General features: G+C 60.2%; 14 protein-coding genes and 4 pseudogenes. 7 read left to right on the top strand and 11 right to left on the bottom strand.

The genetic code is table 11. The features are described 5' to 3' along the window. A partial coding sequence (locus tag M3I56_RS39240; protein ID WP_254358472.1) for a hypothetical protein occupies window positions 1–479 on the bottom strand: 479 nt, incomplete at its 3' end. A 273-nt stretch (window positions 480–752) separates the two neighbouring features. On the opposite strand from M3I56_RS39240, the gene M3I56_RS39235 reads away from it, so the two are divergent. The 5 genes and pseudogenes from M3I56_RS39235 to M3I56_RS39215 form a co-directional block, all read left to right on the top strand. Then, a complete protein-coding gene (locus M3I56_RS39235) occupies window positions 753–1,676 on the top strand; it encodes a hypothetical protein (RefSeq protein ID WP_375541876.1) in 924 nt (307 codons plus the stop codon). After that, window positions 1,663–2,435: pseudogene (gene istB, locus M3I56_RS39230) on the top strand (IS21-like element helper ATPase IstB). Before M3I56_RS39235 ends, istB begins: the two are co-directional and overlap by 14 nt. Further along, window positions 2,432–2,650 (top strand): hypothetical protein, encoded by a 219-nt coding sequence (locus M3I56_RS39225; RefSeq protein WP_116138983.1) that lies wholly within the window; start codon window positions 2,432–2,434, stop codon window positions 2,648–2,650. The pseudogene istB and the gene M3I56_RS39225 overlap by 4 nt, the downstream one beginning before the upstream one ends. 197 nt (window positions 2,651–2,847) lie before the next feature. Next, window positions 2,848–3,843 (top strand): IS5 family transposase, encoded by a 996-nt coding sequence (locus tag M3I56_RS39220; RefSeq protein ID WP_254358471.1) that lies wholly within the window; start codon window positions 2,848–2,850, stop codon window positions 3,841–3,843. Between the two features lie 49 nt (window positions 3,844–3,892). Continuing rightward, window positions 3,893–4,420 (top strand): annotated as a pseudogene (locus M3I56_RS39215) (IS21 family transposase); the annotation flags it as partial. Window positions 4,421–4,446: 26 nt separating this feature from the next. On the opposite strand, the pseudogene M3I56_RS39210 reads toward M3I56_RS39215, so the two are convergent. The 8 genes and pseudogenes from M3I56_RS39210 to ltrA all read right to left on the bottom strand — a co-directional run. Then, window positions 4,447–5,034 (bottom strand): annotated as a pseudogene (locus tag M3I56_RS39210) (IS21 family transposase); the annotation flags it as partial. Between the two features lie 252 nt (window positions 5,035–5,286). Then, window positions 5,287–5,472, bottom strand: coding sequence for a hypothetical protein (locus tag M3I56_RS39205; protein WP_254346359.1), 186 nt, complete (start codon window positions 5,470–5,472; stop codon window positions 5,287–5,289). 47 nt (window positions 5,473–5,519) lie between these two features. Next, the gene (locus tag M3I56_RS39200; protein ID WP_254346357.1) at window positions 5,520–6,314 is read right to left on the bottom strand and encodes an ExeA family protein; all 795 of its coding nucleotides are present in this window, start codon (window positions 6,312–6,314) and stop codon (window positions 5,520–5,522) included. A 2-nt stretch (window positions 6,315–6,316) separates the two neighbouring features. Then, entirely contained in the window at window positions 6,317–6,652 is a 336-nt protein-coding gene (locus tag M3I56_RS39195; RefSeq protein ID WP_254346355.1) for a Mu transposase C-terminal domain-containing protein, read from the bottom strand. Between the two features lie 381 nt (window positions 6,653–7,033). Beyond that, entirely contained in the window at window positions 7,034–8,044 is a 1,011-nt protein-coding gene (locus tag M3I56_RS39190; RefSeq protein WP_254346353.1) for a tyrosine-type recombinase/integrase, read from the bottom strand. Continuing rightward, a complete protein-coding gene (locus tag M3I56_RS39185; protein ID WP_254346351.1) occupies window positions 8,041–8,991 on the bottom strand; it encodes a tyrosine-type recombinase/integrase in 951 nt (316 codons plus the stop codon). Before M3I56_RS39185 ends, M3I56_RS39190 begins: the two co-directional genes overlap by 4 nt. Continuing rightward, on the bottom strand, window positions 8,988–10,247 hold the full coding sequence (locus M3I56_RS39180) for a tyrosine-type recombinase/integrase (protein WP_254358470.1): 1,260 nt from the start codon (window positions 10,245–10,247) through the stop codon (window positions 8,988–8,990). The genes M3I56_RS39185 and M3I56_RS39180 overlap by 4 nt, the downstream gene beginning before the upstream one ends. Window positions 10,248–10,486: 239 nt before the next feature. Further along, the gene (ltrA, locus tag M3I56_RS39175) at window positions 10,487–11,824 is read right to left on the bottom strand and encodes a group II intron reverse transcriptase/maturase (RefSeq protein WP_254346339.1); all 1,338 of its coding nucleotides are present in this window, start codon (window positions 11,822–11,824) and stop codon (window positions 10,487–10,489) included. Window positions 11,825–12,430: 606 nt separating this feature from the next. On the opposite strand from ltrA, the gene M3I56_RS39170 reads away from it, so the two are divergent. Both M3I56_RS39170 and M3I56_RS39165 read left to right on the top strand, forming a co-directional pair. Continuing rightward, a complete protein-coding gene (locus tag M3I56_RS39170) occupies window positions 12,431–13,309 on the top strand; it encodes a site-specific integrase (RefSeq protein WP_254358469.1) in 879 nt (292 codons plus the stop codon). Window positions 13,310–13,317: 8 nt separating this feature from the next. After that, window positions 13,318–14,526, top strand: a complete 1,209-nt coding sequence (locus tag M3I56_RS39165) for an IS91 family transposase (RefSeq protein WP_254358468.1) — start codon at window positions 13,318–13,320, stop codon at window positions 14,524–14,526. Between the two features lie 359 nt (window positions 14,527–14,885). Here the strand turns inward: M3I56_RS39165 and M3I56_RS39160 are convergent, their stop codons facing one another. Both M3I56_RS39160 and M3I56_RS41820 read right to left on the bottom strand, forming a co-directional pair. Continuing rightward, a complete protein-coding gene (locus M3I56_RS39160) occupies window positions 14,886–15,857 on the bottom strand; it encodes a thioesterase domain-containing protein (protein WP_254346695.1) in 972 nt (323 codons plus the stop codon). Then, window positions 15,855–16,128, bottom strand: a pseudogene (locus M3I56_RS41820) (phosphopantetheine-binding protein); the annotation flags it as partial. The gene M3I56_RS39160 and the pseudogene M3I56_RS41820, both read right to left, overlap by 3 nt.

Raw genomic sequence — 16,128 nt, 5'->3', positions numbered from 1 at the left:
ATGCCGGTAAGAACCGGCCGGGTCCCCTGAAAGATCTCGTCGTGCAGTCCCACCCGGATGGCCGACAGGTCGATGCTGTTGTTGATGGCCATCGCCCGCTGCGCGGCACGCTGGTGAACATTGTGCACGGTGCCCAGGCTGATGGACACGCCCAGCAGGTCGCTCATGAATTCGATGACGCCGCGCATCGAGGCGTGACCGATCATCGTCAGTGCGAGGATGACCTGCTCCAGCCATCGTCGGGTCACCGGCAGCGAGAACAGGACCTTGTCGGCGTCTTCGTCGATTTGCGTTGGCGAAAAGGCTTCATCCAGCGCGGCGCTCGCCTTGCGCATCTGGCGATAGACGAGTGGACGGCTGACACCGTGGCGGGCGGCCACGGCGCTGACGGGTTCAGCGCCCGCCAGGGCGCGAACGGCCATCATCTTGCGGTCGCAGCCAGCCGGTTTTACGGAAACAGGGCAGACGGATGAAGTCATGGGGACGCCGAAATTAAAGTGGGCCACATTATCCCGCACTTTCATTTCTGCCCTGCCTGTGTAACGCCGGGATGAACCACGCCCAATGCCGCGAAACTCAGCATTCCTTACCCATTGGCGTCCGCATTTCCACTGTCTTCGCGCGACGGGCCCGGCCAACCGCCCGCTTCTGGCGCGCACCACCCCGTGCGCCTGGCATCACAAATCACCGCGACGATCATTCAATGCCCATAAACGCCAGCGCTTGCGGAGCGGTTTAGCACAAACATTTTTTTGATTACCGATCGCGGACTGGTCCCGATCGGCCTGTTCACGCGTAAGTGGCCGCGATCGCCAACCAAAAAAATCTCTGCTTTATGGCCTCGAGGCCATAACCACGAGAAGGGACGCGTCGAAAGAGCTATCAGATATGTACGCGAGAGTTTCTTTGCCGCGCGCAAGTTCGCCGATCTCGACGATCTGAACATCCAGGCCGCGCAATGGTGCGCGGGCATGGCGGCCGATCGTCCCTGCCGGGAAGAGCCCACGATCACGGTGCGCGAAGCGTTCGCCCGCGAGCAGTCCAGCCTGCTTGCGTTGCCGGAGAATCCGTATCCCTGCGAGCTGCAACAGGCCGTGAAGGTCGGCAAACAGCCTTATGTGCGCTTCGACCTGAATGACTACACGATCCCGCATACCCATGTGCGGCGCGTGCTTACGGTCCGGGCCGATCCCCGGCAGGTGCGCATTCTCGACGGTGCCGATCTGCTTGCGACTCATGTACGCAGCTACGATCGCGGCGCGCAGATCGAGATTGCCGCGCACATCGACGCCCTCGTTGCACGCAAGCGCGAAGCACGTCACCATCGCGGCCTCGATCATCTCGCCCGCGCAGCGCCGGCCAGTCACACACTCATGCTGCGCGCGGCTGAACGCGGCGCCAATCTGGGCAATATCACTGCCCACCTGCTGCGGCTGCTCGACCGTTATGGTGCAGCCGAACTGCAGGCAGCGATCGAGGAAACGCTCGCGAGCGATGCCGCGCCTCACCAGAATCCGGTGCGTCTGGCGCTGGAGCGTCGGCGCGAGTCGCGCCAGGTACCGCCGCCGGTGACTGTGAACCTGCCCGAGCACGTGCGTAGCAAGGACACGCTGGTGACCCCTCACCGGCTCGACATCTACGACCAGATAACGGGAGGTACAGATGAGCTCGCCTGAGAATTTGCAGGAGCGCGCGAACGCCTTACGCCTGTACGGGCTGCTGGCGCATTGGCCGGAACTCACTGACGCCGACTGGGTTGCGCCGCTGCTGCAGTGGGAAGAAGACGAACGCGCCCGCCGTTCACTCGAGAGGCGCATCCGGGACGCCCATCTGGGCAGCTTCAAACCGCTGTGCGACTTCGACTGGGCGTGGCCCACGCGTTGCGACCGGGGCGCCGTCGAAGAACTGATGTCGCTCGAGTTCGTCAGGGACACCGCCAACGTCGTACTGATCGGCCCGAACGGCGTGGGCAAGTCGACCCTCGCGCTGAACCTCGCATACCAGGCGCTCGTTAGCGGGCACACCGCGCTGTTCACAACCGCTGGCCAGATGCTCGGTGAGCTCGCCGCGCTTGACAGTGACTCGGCGTTACGTCGGCGGCTGCACCGGTACGCTGCGCCTGACGTGCTTGTAATTGACGAGGTCGGATATCTGTCCTACTCGAACCGCCACGCCGACCTGCTGTTCGAACTCATTAGCCGCAGATACGGCGCAGCGAGCACCGTGGTCACGATTATACAAACCGGCCGTTCGCAGAATGGTCGGAGGTGTTTCCGAACGCCGCCTGCGTCGTCTCGCTGGTTGACCGGCTGGTGCATCGCGCCGAAGTCGTCGCGATCGAAGGCGAGTCCTACCGGGTGAAGGAGGCACGTGAACGGGCCGAGCAGCGCGCAAAGAAACGCAGCGCGGCACGCATGGAGAAGAAGAAAACATGAAGCGCCTTCATCTGCCTTCGGGCATCACTCACGGGCTCGACTTCCTGATCCCGGACAACTGGTCCGCCGATCAGGCGCTCGCCGTCGTCGAACTCATCGACGATCTACGCGAGCGTATTGCCGCGCACTACCAGATTCCGCTCAATGACCTGCTGCACGAACAGCGCGCGCCTCCCGACAATCCTCACCCTCGCGACATCGACGATCCATTCTGATGGCCATCACCCAATAACAGCGGCCCATAACCGCCTCTGTTGTTGACGCTTCTACTCAACTTTGCGCCACCATCTAATGACGCTTTTACACCGCCGCTAACACGCAGCTTGGGTAGGCTTTGTTCGGATGGGGGGTATTGCAAAGAGGGCGCGACTTGCGTAGAAGTGCGTGATGATGAATAAAGCGTGTTCAGATAATGCCATACAAGGTCAGACAGAAACAAGGCGAACCGCGCAAATGGGAGACGGCCGGGTACCGGGTCACGAACGCTCACGCGTATAACCAGAGCCTGAAAAAGCGCGGGATGATCAGCCTGTATGTTCCGCACGGCGACCTGAAGGCGCAGTTCATCAACACGATCACGCGTACCCGTGGCGTCTCCGGTCGCGAGCCGACCTACACGGCTGGTTACATCGAGCTGATCTACAGGTTTTACCGGCTGTTCGGCTGGGGCATGCGGCAGACGACGGGTTACATGCAGGACTACTGGGCCACCCGGGGGCTGGACATCGCGGTGCCCAGCTTCGGGCAGCTGTGTGACCGGTTTGCCGCGCTGGAGGCGAGCGTGACACAGCGCTGCGAGCAGCTGGCCCGACGGCTTGCGCGTGGCGAAGCGGTGAGCCTGATCGTTGACAGCACGGGTCTGAGCTTCGCCCGGGCCAGTCAGTGGTACGAAGAGAAATACGGCAAAAAGGCCGATCGCACGCCGTGGCGCAAGATGCTTCTATCCATCGATGCGGACATGAACATCCACGCGATCCGGATCACTACCACCGAAGTGTCGGACAGCGAAGGCATGGACGCCATGCTGCCTGCGGACCTACCGGTGGACCGGGTGATAGCCGACGGTGCGTACTACAGCATCGAGCGCGGCGAAGCGCTGTCCGGGGCAGGCATCACGCCGGTCATACCACCGCCGGCTCACGCGATCGTACACGGTGACGGACAGACGCGCTGGCATGACGAGCTCGTCAGGTACATCAAGGACAAGGGGATTTATGCGTTCCACAAGAAATACGGCTACGGCCTGCGCTCGCGCGTCGAAGCGCAGATCTCACGCATCAAGCGATGCATTGGCGCCACCCTGCTGACGCAGAAGATCGCCTCGCAGGAGTGCGAGGGCGTCATCATCGCCAACCTCATCAACCTGTGGAACTCCTTCGGCAGGTCGGTTTGCGTCAAAAATGGATAGGTGCGTCCACAGCAAGGGGACTCGTACCCATCCGAACAAAGCCTAGGCCATCGGCACGTCGACCTCGACAGTGTGGCAATACCTGCACCGGGTGAAGCTGGCCGGGCTGGAGTGGCCGATGCCAGCACAACTGGCGAGCGACGACGCGGCACTCGAAGCCCAGCTGTATCCGCCGCCCGCGCCACGCACGCTGCCGCGGGGCATGCCGCACTGGCCGACGATACATCGCGAGATCGGCAAGCCGGGCGTGACGCTGGACCTGCTGTGGCAGGAATACAGGGCCCAGCATCCGGACGGATACGGCTATAGCTGGTTCTGCCGGGCCTATCAGGAATGGGCGCAGCGACTGCCGGTGACGATGCGGCAAACGCACATGCCGGGGCAGAAGCTGTTCGTCGATTACTCCGGCAAGAAGCTCGGCATCATCAATCCGGACACGGGCGAGATCCGTGAAGCTGAGCTGTTCGTTGCGGCGCTCGGCGTGTCCGGCTACACATTCGCTGAGCTGACGTGGACGCAGAAACTGCCCGACTGGATCGGCTCGCATGTGCGCGCCTTTGCGTTTTACAACGGCGTAGTCCAGAAATCACCAGCTGGTGATTTTTGCGTCACGCCGCCATAGAAGGTCAGCGCGCGAGCAATGCCGCCCAGCCAGTCCTCCATCGTTTCGGCTGGCGTCGCGCATGCGAACGTGCAACTCGATGCGCCCATGGCTGCCACGAAGATGTGCGCGCGGCGTCCAGTCGTCAGCGGCAACGTGGGGCCGGCGAAGTCGACAAACAGCTTCTCGCCGGCGCGGTGAATCTGACGCATCGAGCGCTTCAGGCGTTTCGTGAACGCCTTGTAGTGCTCGCAGAACTGCGTATAGCGGTAGGTCTGCCGGTCCGCGAACTCGGCCTGGTACTCCTCCCACAGCAACGTCAGCGTCATGCCCTTGCGACGCAGCTCCTGATGGATGCGTCCGTAGTCGGGCTGGGCGTAGCCTGCTGGCCCCGTGGGCTTGCCGAGAAGCCGCCGCTCGAGGTCGCCTTCATCCATATCGCAGGCGCTTGCCCAGTCCAGCCCGGCGGCACCGGCCAGTCCTATGTACTTCGTGACCACGCCCTTGGATATGCCCAGTGACGCGGCGATCCGATCGTGCGAGAAGCCGCCGTCGAATTTAAGTCGTAAAACGTCCTTGATCATGCGCATGTTCATCCGGTGCGCGGGCATGCTCTCTCCGGCAAAAGCCGGCGAGCATAGCTGTTACGTCTCGCTGTGAGCGGGGTTCGGCATCGCGAGATATTCGAGGCGAGATGGCGCCGATCGTCGCGTGATGGTCGAGTAGAAGTCCTTGCTAATTGAACGCGAGATACAAGGAAGCGATATAGGAGTGGCATCGCATGTTTGACGCACGGCACAACGAACACAGCCCCGGCTGTCGGGCTCGGGGCTGCGGTGTCGTCAGAAGGGATCGTCGATGCGATGACGTGGAGGTGGTTCGCGCGGCGATGCAGTCCACGGTTCGTTGCAGCGACGGATCTGTTCGCCATACGCAGCACTGAACCACACAAGCCAGTCGCCCAGCAGTCGCTGGATCTGCGCGGCGGCTTCATCCGTCAGTTCGGGTAACGCCGGCGCTCGGGGCATGATTGTCGGTGCTGTGCGAGACGCCGTCGGGTGTTTGCGGCGCCTGTTCACCGGAATTCCTCGATAGCCTGTTGCAGCAGTTCGTCGGGCAGATGGTTCAGGCCGCGCGGCACGGCCAGCTGCATGGCGGTGCGCAGGATGCGCCCGGCCTGTCGCGGCAAACCGCGTGAGGCCTGCCGCAACAGTTCGAGCCCGGAGTCGGCCAGCAGCGTATGCGTGCAGCCGGCGCTCTTCAGGGCGTGCGCGATCAGTTGTGCGAAGCGCTCGCGCTCGATCACCGGCTTGAGTTGCACACGCGCCTGGATACGACCGTACAGGGCGGCATACGGCGCGCGCTCGAGCGTGGTGGCCAGGCACGGATGCGCGGCCAGCCATACCGTAAGCAGGTTGCGCGAATCGAACGCGAAGTTCAGGAACGACGGGAAGTCACGGAAGAACTCGATCGGCAGGTTCTGCGCCTCGTCGATGATCCACACCACGAGCAACTGCTTGCCTTCGACCAGCTCGGTAATGCGCTGCTTGAGCTCACGCCAGAGGTCGGCGCGCCGGTAGCTGGGCTCCAGTCCAAGCGCCCGGGCGAGCGAGCGGTACAGGTCGATGCGGCCGAACTCCGTCTCGGCCAGATAGATGACGTGATAGCGATGCGGATTGAGGCTTCGCGTGAGATGCCGTAGCGCCGCGGTCTTGCCCACGCCGGGCTCGCCGGTCAGCAGGCCAATACCGGGGCTGCCGAGCAGCCACTGGAAGCGCTCGGTGAGCTGGGCGAGCGTGCCGTCATCCCAGAGGTCTGTCGAATCCTTGTCCAGCGGCGCTGCGCGCAGGCCGAAGTGTTGCCGGTACATGCTCAGGCCTCCTGCCGGTAGTGGTGTTGATGCACGAGCTCGAGCAGGTTTGGCCCCGGCGTGACGGCATTCGTGACGGGCTCGGCCAATGGACGCTGTCGCCGGCGCCTGCTGTTGGCAACGACATCGAGCCCGGTGGCGGCCCCCAGCGCCTGGCCGGTCTGGCTCTCGACGCGAAGGACGGTGCCGGCGTGCGGATCGACCACGAGCAATACCGACTGTCCGGTGAGTTCGTACGGGACCTCGAAGCGTTTGCCATTGAACGACACGGTGCCGTCGCGACGGACATGACGCGCGATGCGATGCAGGAACAGTTCGTCCAGACGTGCGGCGAGCACACCGAGTTGCCGGATGCGCGGCAGGTGTCAGCGGGCGGCGTTATAGAGCCAATTCGGGGGCGGCGTAATCGGGCCACCTGATGGGCGGCGCAATAGAGCCAGTCCAGGGGCGGCGTAAAGGGGCCACCCAGCGGGCGGCGTGCAGAAGCCAGCGGTAGCGGGTACAAGCGCAATTCGAACTTTCCAAGTCGGTACGCTCCGTTCATTTGAACGGAGCGCCTATGGCCAACAGGAGGTTCGTTAGGTATGTCCAGAAATTAGGTGTGGTCGAATTGGATACACTGGGTGCAGGAGTCCCTTCCCGAGTTGTGAAGCGATTTTCTGCCTAGGGAAGGGAAGCTCAGACCGGGCGCTTTCGCTGGAATGCTTCGCCTAATAATCTCAGAGGCTTTCCAGAAATTTGAGCAGTGAATCGGACGGGCGATAAAAAGTCATCTTGATTCCGGGTGCTTTAACTGTCGCGAGCGCTCGCCGCTTCATCGTCTGATCTGCCTCGACATAGCCGTGCGTCGTAACAGGGCTCTCATGTCCTAGCCAGAGCGCAACCTCCGTGATGCCTACACCGGCTTGCAAGAGATGCGTGGCAACCGTGTGCCTCATGGAATGCGGAGTGATATGGCGCTTCATAAGCGATGGGCAGGTCCTCCCTGCTGCCGTCAGTGCCAGCGAAAATCGCTCAGCCACGTTTGCGCGCGTCATTGGTCCGCCATGGCGGCTTGGCAACAGGGGCTGTTCCGGTTGCAAACCCTGCTCACGTATCCAGTGGCGTATCGCCGCAGCAGTTTCACGCCACAGGGGTACGGCACGCTGCTTTCGACCCTTGCCATGCAGGCGTACCCACGGCGTTGCAGCAAGCGTTACATCGGCCACCCGCATCCCGGTCAGCTCAGATACTCTGGCGCCAGTGTTGTAGAGCAGCGCGAGCAATAGACGATCGCGCTGTCCGAACCACGTATCTGCATCGGGTGCGTCCAACAAGGCGTGAACTTCCTCACGTGATAGAAATCCCAGAAGCGGTCTCTCGAAACGTTTCGTTGGAATTGAGAGAATTTGTTGTGCCAGGTGCAGTGCCTGAGGACATCTCATCGTGACATAGTGATAGAAGGTCCGTATAGCGGAAAGCCGAGCATTGCGACTGCGAATGCTATTGGATCGTGCAGTATCGAGGTTGTCCAGAAAGGCAGTGATCAACGTGACGTCGAGTTCGTTGAGTGTGAACTTCTCGGGCGGCTTATGTAACGCTTGCTGGGCATAGGTCAATAGCATTCGGAAGGTGTCGCGGTATGACTCGACCGTTCTTGGACTCGCATTCTGCTGCTGCATTAGCCGTTCGATGAAGAACCGCTGAAGGAGCGAGGCAAACTCCTGTGGCTGGCTGGTGACATGGCTCATGTCGATTCCCCTTGGGCATACCGATGAAAGCGCTCTCCAACGAGAGCCATCAGTTCTGGCACCGCCGTGCAGTACCAGTAAGTGTGGGCGACGGAGGTGTGGCCGAGATAAGTCGAGAGCGTGAGGATTGCGTGATCAACGTCGATCCCCTGGCGGTCGGAGCGCAACAGACTGTTGGCGACAAAACTATGTCGGAAGTCATAACAGCGATGATGCGCATAATCGCCGCGTGGCAACCACCCCAGTCGACGGCATAGGGTTTCCAACGCGCACTGGAGCGTCGGTACGGCGACCGGCTTACCTCCATCGAGCAGGAAAAACCGGTCGCTGCGCGGCTGGCGCACGAAGCGATCACGCTGCTGAGCATACGTACGTAGGGCCTCTGTGGTGCTCGGATGCAAGGGAATCAAGCGGCTTCTATGCCCTTTTGCTTCCCGGACCAGCAGCAATCCCTGGTCAAGATCAACGTCATCGCGTGTCAGGTGTGTGGCCTCTATCGGGCGTAGACCACTCGCTGCGAGCAGCCCTATCATGGTCTTGCAAGTCACAGGGCGCAGACCATCACGAGGCTGAAGGCTGGTGGTGGCTGCCATCAACATCGATACTTCCTGCTGCGTGAAAATATGTGGGGTCAATCGTCGATAGGCTCTACCGAGCAGCCTTCCTGGCGGCACCTCGGTTACTGGGTCGAAACGTTGCCAGTACCGCGCAAAGCCCCGCAAAAGTTCAAGACGCCGAGCCCACGTGAAGTGTTGATCGCGTTTCGTCGAACGAGCCCATGCAACGGCTAGCTCGATGACAAGGTGTAAAGGCGGGGGTATCTGTTGATCAGCGAATCGGCCGAATTGCCGCAGTCTGGGCGAATCGCCCACGATGTTAAATCCAGCGTTGCGCCGATATGCAAGGTAGTCTTCGATGCGCTCGGTCCAAGGTCGGGGAGCATTCATGGCCGATGCTCCGGCCATGGATGCGCTACCTTGCGCAGACGATCAAGATCGACCCGGGTGTAAAGCGTCGTCGTATTGAGATGCCTATGCCCCAGAACGTCAGCAACTTCTTTTAGTGATGCCCCACCTTGAACTAGGCGTGTTGCTGCGGTGCGTCGCAACACGTGGACGCCACGAAATCGTTCGTCGAGCCCAGCACGTACAAAGGCACTTCTGATAAGGTCATTGATGGCAACTGCGCTGATGGGCTTGTCGTACGGCGCGATTTGCCGGACAAAGACGGCACGACTACTTGTATCGGGCCGTCCGTACCTTAAATAGCGGATAAGTGCTTTGGCCGTTTGTACCGGCAGCGGTAGCTTGCGTTCTCGTCCGCCCTTGGTATGAGTTAGCGTCACCGTTCCATTCTGCCAATCGAATGAACCCAACTGCAGACGTACGACTTCCATGCGACGTAGCGACAGATCGGCCAGGCACCGTGCAATTGCGAAATCGCGCATGCCAATCGGGCCGGTCAAATCGAACGCTGCGAAAAAGAGGTCCAACTCCCTGTTCGTCATTGCAATCGGCAGACGTGCCGGCATCGGTGGCGCCATCTTCGGGATCGCAGCCAGGAGCGCGCGAGTGTCATCCCCGTGCAGGCCTCGAAAGCGCAGATAACTTGCGAGATCAACACAGTAGGTAAGACGTGTCGCGTGACTCCGCCCTTTGAAATAGCGCGCGATGAAGTTCTCAATATCCGTTGAAGTTAGCTGATCGGCGGTCACGGCCTCCTGACCGAAGACGGAGTCGAGAAAGTTGCGAATATGCCAAAGACGGTTACAACAAGTGGTCTGCGCGTAACCGCAACTATCGACCAGGTAGTGCCTGAACAGCTCCAATTCGATATCGACCGGCGTATGCAATTGAGCGCGACCAGCGTTGCTCAACCCTTCGTCCTTTAGAACGGACAGGAGATGGCGGAGAGCTGCGCGTACCGTGTTGACATGGCGCATGCACGGTCGCGGACATCGGCAATGCGGCAAATGAACATCGACAAACTCCATCACGAGAGCATCATCAATGTCGTCAAGGGTCAACCGCTTGTCCAGCCGACGGGCGAAGTGGCGCAAGGAGGCCAGATAGCGTTGGATCGTATCCGACGCATATCGTCGGTCACGCAGGTAATCCACGTACCTGGAAACGATGGTGTCTATGGGGCTCCCGACAGCTGTGCTGCAGCGCGCTGAGTGCGCCGCCAATTTGCTTGCAGACATGATGTCCTCCTCGAACACGATGTAAGCCTCGATATGAGAACACGGAAATTAGGTGAGCTTCAACAATTACCGCATTGCGCCTTTTACAGTTGAATGCGCATGTGGGGAGAGCCCGTCGCGTCGAAAGCGAACCTAATTTATATGTATACCTAACGGACCGAGTATAGGGGTAGGAAACGGCGATCGCCGTCCCCTCCCTCCGAACCCGGTGTGCAGTTTTCCCGCGACGGGCTCTCCAGTCAGTTGTTTCCACATCGGGATTGGCGCGCCAATTGAAGGGCCTCGGACATCGTGAACAGCCCAAGATCAGCGAAGAAGGAATTTGGCCATCGTGTGTGATCGCGAAGGCATCGGCCCTGCCCCGGACGATGAAGCTGTCGGCGCAGGATCGCTCGCAGACGACGACGAACAAAGCCGTCGACGGACGAGAAGGTGTAGCGGTGGGCGTGCTGGAAATAGCCAAACCAGCCACGCAGGGTCGGGTTGATCGACGCAATGATGCTCTCGATCGAATCGCCCCTGTTACGCTTGGTCAGGGCGCGGATTTTATCCCGCAGCCCCATGAGACTCTTCTTGCGCACCCAACGTTGACCTGCCTCGAACCGGTAACCCAGGAACTCGAACCCGTGACCCTCCAGCCGGCAATCCCCAATGTGGGTCTTGTCAGGATGCAGTGTCAAGCCGTTCGCATCCACCCAAGCACGCAGGCGAGTGAGCGCATCTTCCGCTTCCTCACGTGTACGGCATAACACCACGGCGTCATCCGCGTAGCGCACCATCACCAGCCCTGCCTGTCGCATTTCCACGTCAAGCTCGTGCAGGTACAGATTTGCCAACAAGGGGCTGACAACCGCCCCTTGAGGACTGCCGGAAGTCGGCGTCCAACGCGTCATGTCTTCCATGATGTCTTGCTTGAGAAAGTACTGGATGAGTTCCAGAACCCGGCCGTCCGAGATTCGCCCTGCCACTCTCGCAAGAAGAGGTGAGTGTGGAATCGAGTCAAAATAGCTTTGCAGGTCGGCATCGACCACCCAGCAGTAGCCCGCTTTCACATGCCGGTCTACTTCGCGCAGCGCATCCTTGCAGCCCAAGCCCGGGCGAAAGCCGTAGCTTCTCGGCTCGAACTCATGTTCAAAGATCGGCTCGATCACCAGCTTTAGGGCCGCTTGAACTACGCGGTCTTTTACAGCGGGTATACCGAGCGGGCGGCGTCCTTTACCTTTCGGTATGTAGACGCGCCGCACCGGCTGTGGGCGATAGCTACCGTCCTGCAATGCATCCGTCAGTTCAGCGAGATATCGGTCTCGCGCTTGCGCGAATCGCTTCACGCTTATACGGTCGACTCCCGCCGCCCCGGCGTTCTTCTTGACCTGAGCCCACCCCAGCGCGAGCGTGTCCAGGCGAAACACCTTGTCGATCAGACTATGCCATTTACCTCCTTTAACTCCGTTTCGTAGAGCAGCCAACATAGCGTCCGTCCAGATTGCGGCTGGCGCGAATTTCCGCTGCACGCAGCTTCCCAGCGCGTCTGCATCTCGTTTAGTCGTTTCCGACACTGGTGATGCTTCGATCTTCATCTTTGCCTCGTTCCGGACTTCTGCTATCAACCTTCCTGCCCCGCTTCCCTAGTGCGCCTTTTGCTCTGACGCAGGTCTCCACGGTTCAACGCTTCCGTGTGCGGTACTACCGGGACTCTGACTCCTGCCAGCGTTCACCTCGCCGGCAGGTCTCCCCGCTTGCTTCGTGCCACCTTCCCATCGTTCCGTCCTCAATCACGTGGTATGCCACCGCACCGCTTTGTCCGCCACGACAGCGTGCTGTGTTACTTCCAGGCTTCGCCACTTTAGTGCAGGCTCGCCGCAATACTCCGCCGAAACAGGTTCGTCAACCTACGGACCGACAGTTCGCTTCCGGTTACTCCCCACCCCGCCTCACGACGACGCAGTTACCTTCAGCTACGGAGCTGTGGCCAACTCCGGCAGGGACTTGCACCCTGCAAATGGCACGCCATCACGGGCGTACACTAAACCGCTGACGCGGTAGGGGAGGAGCGCGAGAGCTGATGGCTGACGTTCATTGTGGCGGCGAGCTGACGCAGGATCCCAACGAGGGGACGCAGATACCTCCAGGAGCAGTATGTGGATGCCCAACCGGGCTTCACCACTGCTTCCAGGAGGCACGCCATGACGCCACTGCGCCAACGCATGCTGCACGACATGCAGATCCGCAACTTCGCCGAGACCACCCAGCAAACCTACCTGCTACAGGTGTCCAGTTTCGCCCGGCACTTCCACCGCTCGCCTGAACTGCTGGGCCCCGAGGAGATCCGGGCCTGGCTCGTCTATCTGCGTGAAGAGCGCAAGCTCGCCCCCGGCAGCCTCGGCCCGACGATTGGTGCGCTGCGCTTTCTGTATCGCGTGACGCTCAAACGCGACTGGAGTGACGAGGACTTTCCGTTTCCCAGGAAGCCGGTCCGGCTCCCGGTCGTTCTCAGCCTGGAAGAGATCACAGCCTTCTTCGAGTCGATCGCCACTCTCAAGCAGCGCACCATCCTGATGGTTGCCTACGCGGCTGGCCTGCGTGTGTCCGAAGCTGTGCACCTCAAGGTCACGGATATTGACAGCAAGCGCATGGTCATCCGGGTGAACCAGGGCAAGGGCCATAAGGATCGCTATGTAATGCTGTCACCACGGCTGCTCGAGATCCTGAGAACGTACTGGCACGACGCTCATCCTCGCGACTGGCTATTTCCCGGCGATATTCCCGGGCACCCGATCACGCGATGTGCCGTGTGGTACGCCTGCGTTGCCGCCCGCGAGCGCAGCGGTATCCGGAAACCGATTACGCCCCACACGTTGCGGCACGCCTTCGCCACTCACCTGCTGGAGGCCGGCACCGACGTGCGTCGGATCCAGCTGCTGATGGGGCACCGTTCCCTAACAACCACTGCGCGCTACCTCAAGGTCGCGACCACCACCGTGTGCGCCACCACCAGCCCCTTCGATCTGCTGCCGCATCCCGAATCTGCTCCGTCACAGCCTCCTGCGCCCGGGCACTTCTGAAGCCGCCGATGCGACCGGCGCTTGAGGTGGCGGACATCTTCCGCCGCTGCGGCCCTCAGTACCGGCAGACTCATGCCGGCGCCCTCAGTCGTGCCCAGCGTCGTGTCATGAGCGCCATCGAGCTGTGCCGCACCGCTGAGCTCGGCGCACATATTGAGCAGTGCGATACATGCGGGCATCAGCGTATTGCCTACGACTCGTGTCGTAATCGTCATTGTCCGAAGTGCCAGTCACTTGCCCGTGCACAATGGCTCGAGCGCCGACAGAGTGAGCTCATTCCCGGCGTTGAGTACTTCCATGTCGTCTTCACGCTCCCCGAGCCCATTGCCGCGCTCGCGTACCAGAACAAGAAGACGCTCTACGATCTGCTGTTTCGCACGAGCGCGCAGACGCTGCGCACGATTGCCGCCGACCCGAAACACCTGGGTGCAGAGATCGGCTTCATTTCGGTCCTGCACACGTGGGGGCAGAATCTGCTGCACCATCCCCACGTGCATTGCGTCGTACCTGGAGGTGGCATTGCACCGGACAGCGAGCGCTGGATCGCCTGCCGGTCCGGCTTCTTCCTGCCGGTGCGGGTGCTTTCGCGGCTGTACCGCCGCCTGTTCCTCGAGCAATTGCGGCGTGCGTTCGACGCCGGCGCGCTGCGCCTGCATGGCCAGCTTCAGCCCCTGCGCGATCCCAAGGCGTTCGCCGCGTGGCTTGCGCCTGCCGCACAGGCCGAATGGTTGGTCTACGCGAAACCACCCTTCGGTGGCGCCAGGCAGGTGCTCGACTACCTGGGCCGCTACACGCATCGCGTTGCCATCTCGAACGACCGCTTGCTGCGTTTCGATGCCGAATCGGTCCTGTTCCGCTGGAAGGACTACCGGCACCAGGCCCGGCACAGGACCATGACGCTGACGGCCGACGAGTTCATGCGCCGCTTCCTGCTGCATGTACTGCCGGATGGCTTCAAGCGCATCCGCAGCTACGGGTGGCTCGCCAACTGTCATCGGGCAGCGCGACTCGCCACCTGTCGGCGGCTGCTCGGTGCTGAGCCTCCCGCCGCTGCATCACCAGCCATAGGAGAGGACTACCGTGACCGCTATCTGCGGCTCACCGGCAGGTCGTTGCGCGACTGCCCCGTGTGCGGCCAGGGCCACATGGTCCGCCTCGAGGGCGGTGTGCCTGGCATCCTGCCGAGGGCACCGCCGGATCCGACCCATGTGCGCTGACCGGCGCCAGTATGATCCTCCGCCACGTTGGTCTTCCCCGATACGGCCAACGCGAACTCGCTCGTGCGCCGGCGTCCACGCGCCCATTACACTGTCGCGAAACCCAACACTATCTGTCCTTGGACCCCGCATTCGCGCTGATTTTGCGCGACCGGCTCGTGCCATTCGTGTGGTTCCCGCGTGCGATAGCCACGCCTGTGGCATCGCGAATCATCGCGGCGATCATTCAACGCCCATAGACGCCAGCGCCTGTGGCGCGGTTTAGCACAAGAACTTTTTTGATTACCGATCGCGGGCGGGCATCGCCAGGCATCGTCAGGCGTCAGTAGCCGCGATCGCCAACCAAAAAACTCTCTGCATTATGTAAAGATTGACCTAAGGTTCGAGTTGTCAGTGTCCAGAGGCTTGCGCGACAGGGGTTTGGAGGTATAGGTATTGGGCTCTTTTAATATGCGACTCAACGCGTTTCCAAGAAGCATGCGATTCAATTTATCTGACATCAGCGTGATGTGATTGCCAGGTACTGGATTTGTAAAGAGACGCGACGATGGGATAATTTTATCCCAGCCATGCGTTTGAGGAGAGGTGTGATCGCCTTGGTCGGGCTTCTCAAGCGCATAAAATAGGTGGATTGTTGAATGCAACGGCGGCGGAGCATAAATCTTTATCATGTCGACGTAATTGTGGATGCGCTTGTAGTGATCGACGGCGATCTTGATGGGGATTGCTTTTGGAAGAATTTTTAGTTTCTGCGCAAGCTCAATTAGCTCTTGAATGTTTAGCCTTCCAAAACTTTCTTGCATCTTATTTATGGTTTCTCTTGGTATGATATTTCCGCAATTGGAAATCGACATAACGAATCGTTGCTCGATAGTCAAATTGTCATTTCTGAAAGTGCTCGGGGCAGGTGTGTCAATAAGTCCAACAAAATCGATCTCCATTCCCATTTCGGAAAGTTGTTTTGCGATAGCGTAGGAGAGAATTCCGCCCGTACAGTAGCCGCAAACTCGATAGGGTCCGGTTGATTGGGTACCAATTATAATATTGGCCATTTTCTCAGCAAGATCTTCAATCAAACTGGATGGGGCGTCAAGACTTGGTGGCCATGGAAGTACATATGTCGGGCAATCAATGTTTATGCTCTCGGAAAGGGGGAATGCGTAAGAATGATCTCCCGAGCCATCCGGTACGAAGAATATCGGAGGTTCTGATCCGGATGGTCGAATCGTGATTGCACTGATATTTGAGGTAAATGACGGATAAGTGTTGATGTGTAAAGCTAGTTTCGCCAGAGTGGAGTGTTGAAATATGTCATTCAAGGTACATATCATGCTGCGCTTCGCTGCATGGGTAATCATTTGAACAGCGAGCAGGGAGTGTCCGCCAAGCGCAAAGAATGAATCGTGTCGACTGACCGTGTGGACGCCGAGGAGTTCACGCCAGATGTCGGCCAGTGCGATCTCGAGTGCACCGATGGGGGCTTCGTACGCGGCATGGGCGAGTGAGTCGGCATCCGGAGCGGGCAGTGCCCGGCGATCGAGTTTGCCGTTGGGGGTGAGAGGCAACGCGTGCAGCCGCACGAAAGCGCTAGGGACCATGTAA

The sequence above is a fragment of the Paraburkholderia sp. CNPSo 3281 genome (assembly GCF_024206515.1).
GTDB lineage: Bacteria > Pseudomonadota > Gammaproteobacteria > Burkholderiales > Burkholderiaceae > Paraburkholderia > Paraburkholderia nodosa.
This window is presented reverse-complemented; position numbering and strand designations above follow the sequence as displayed.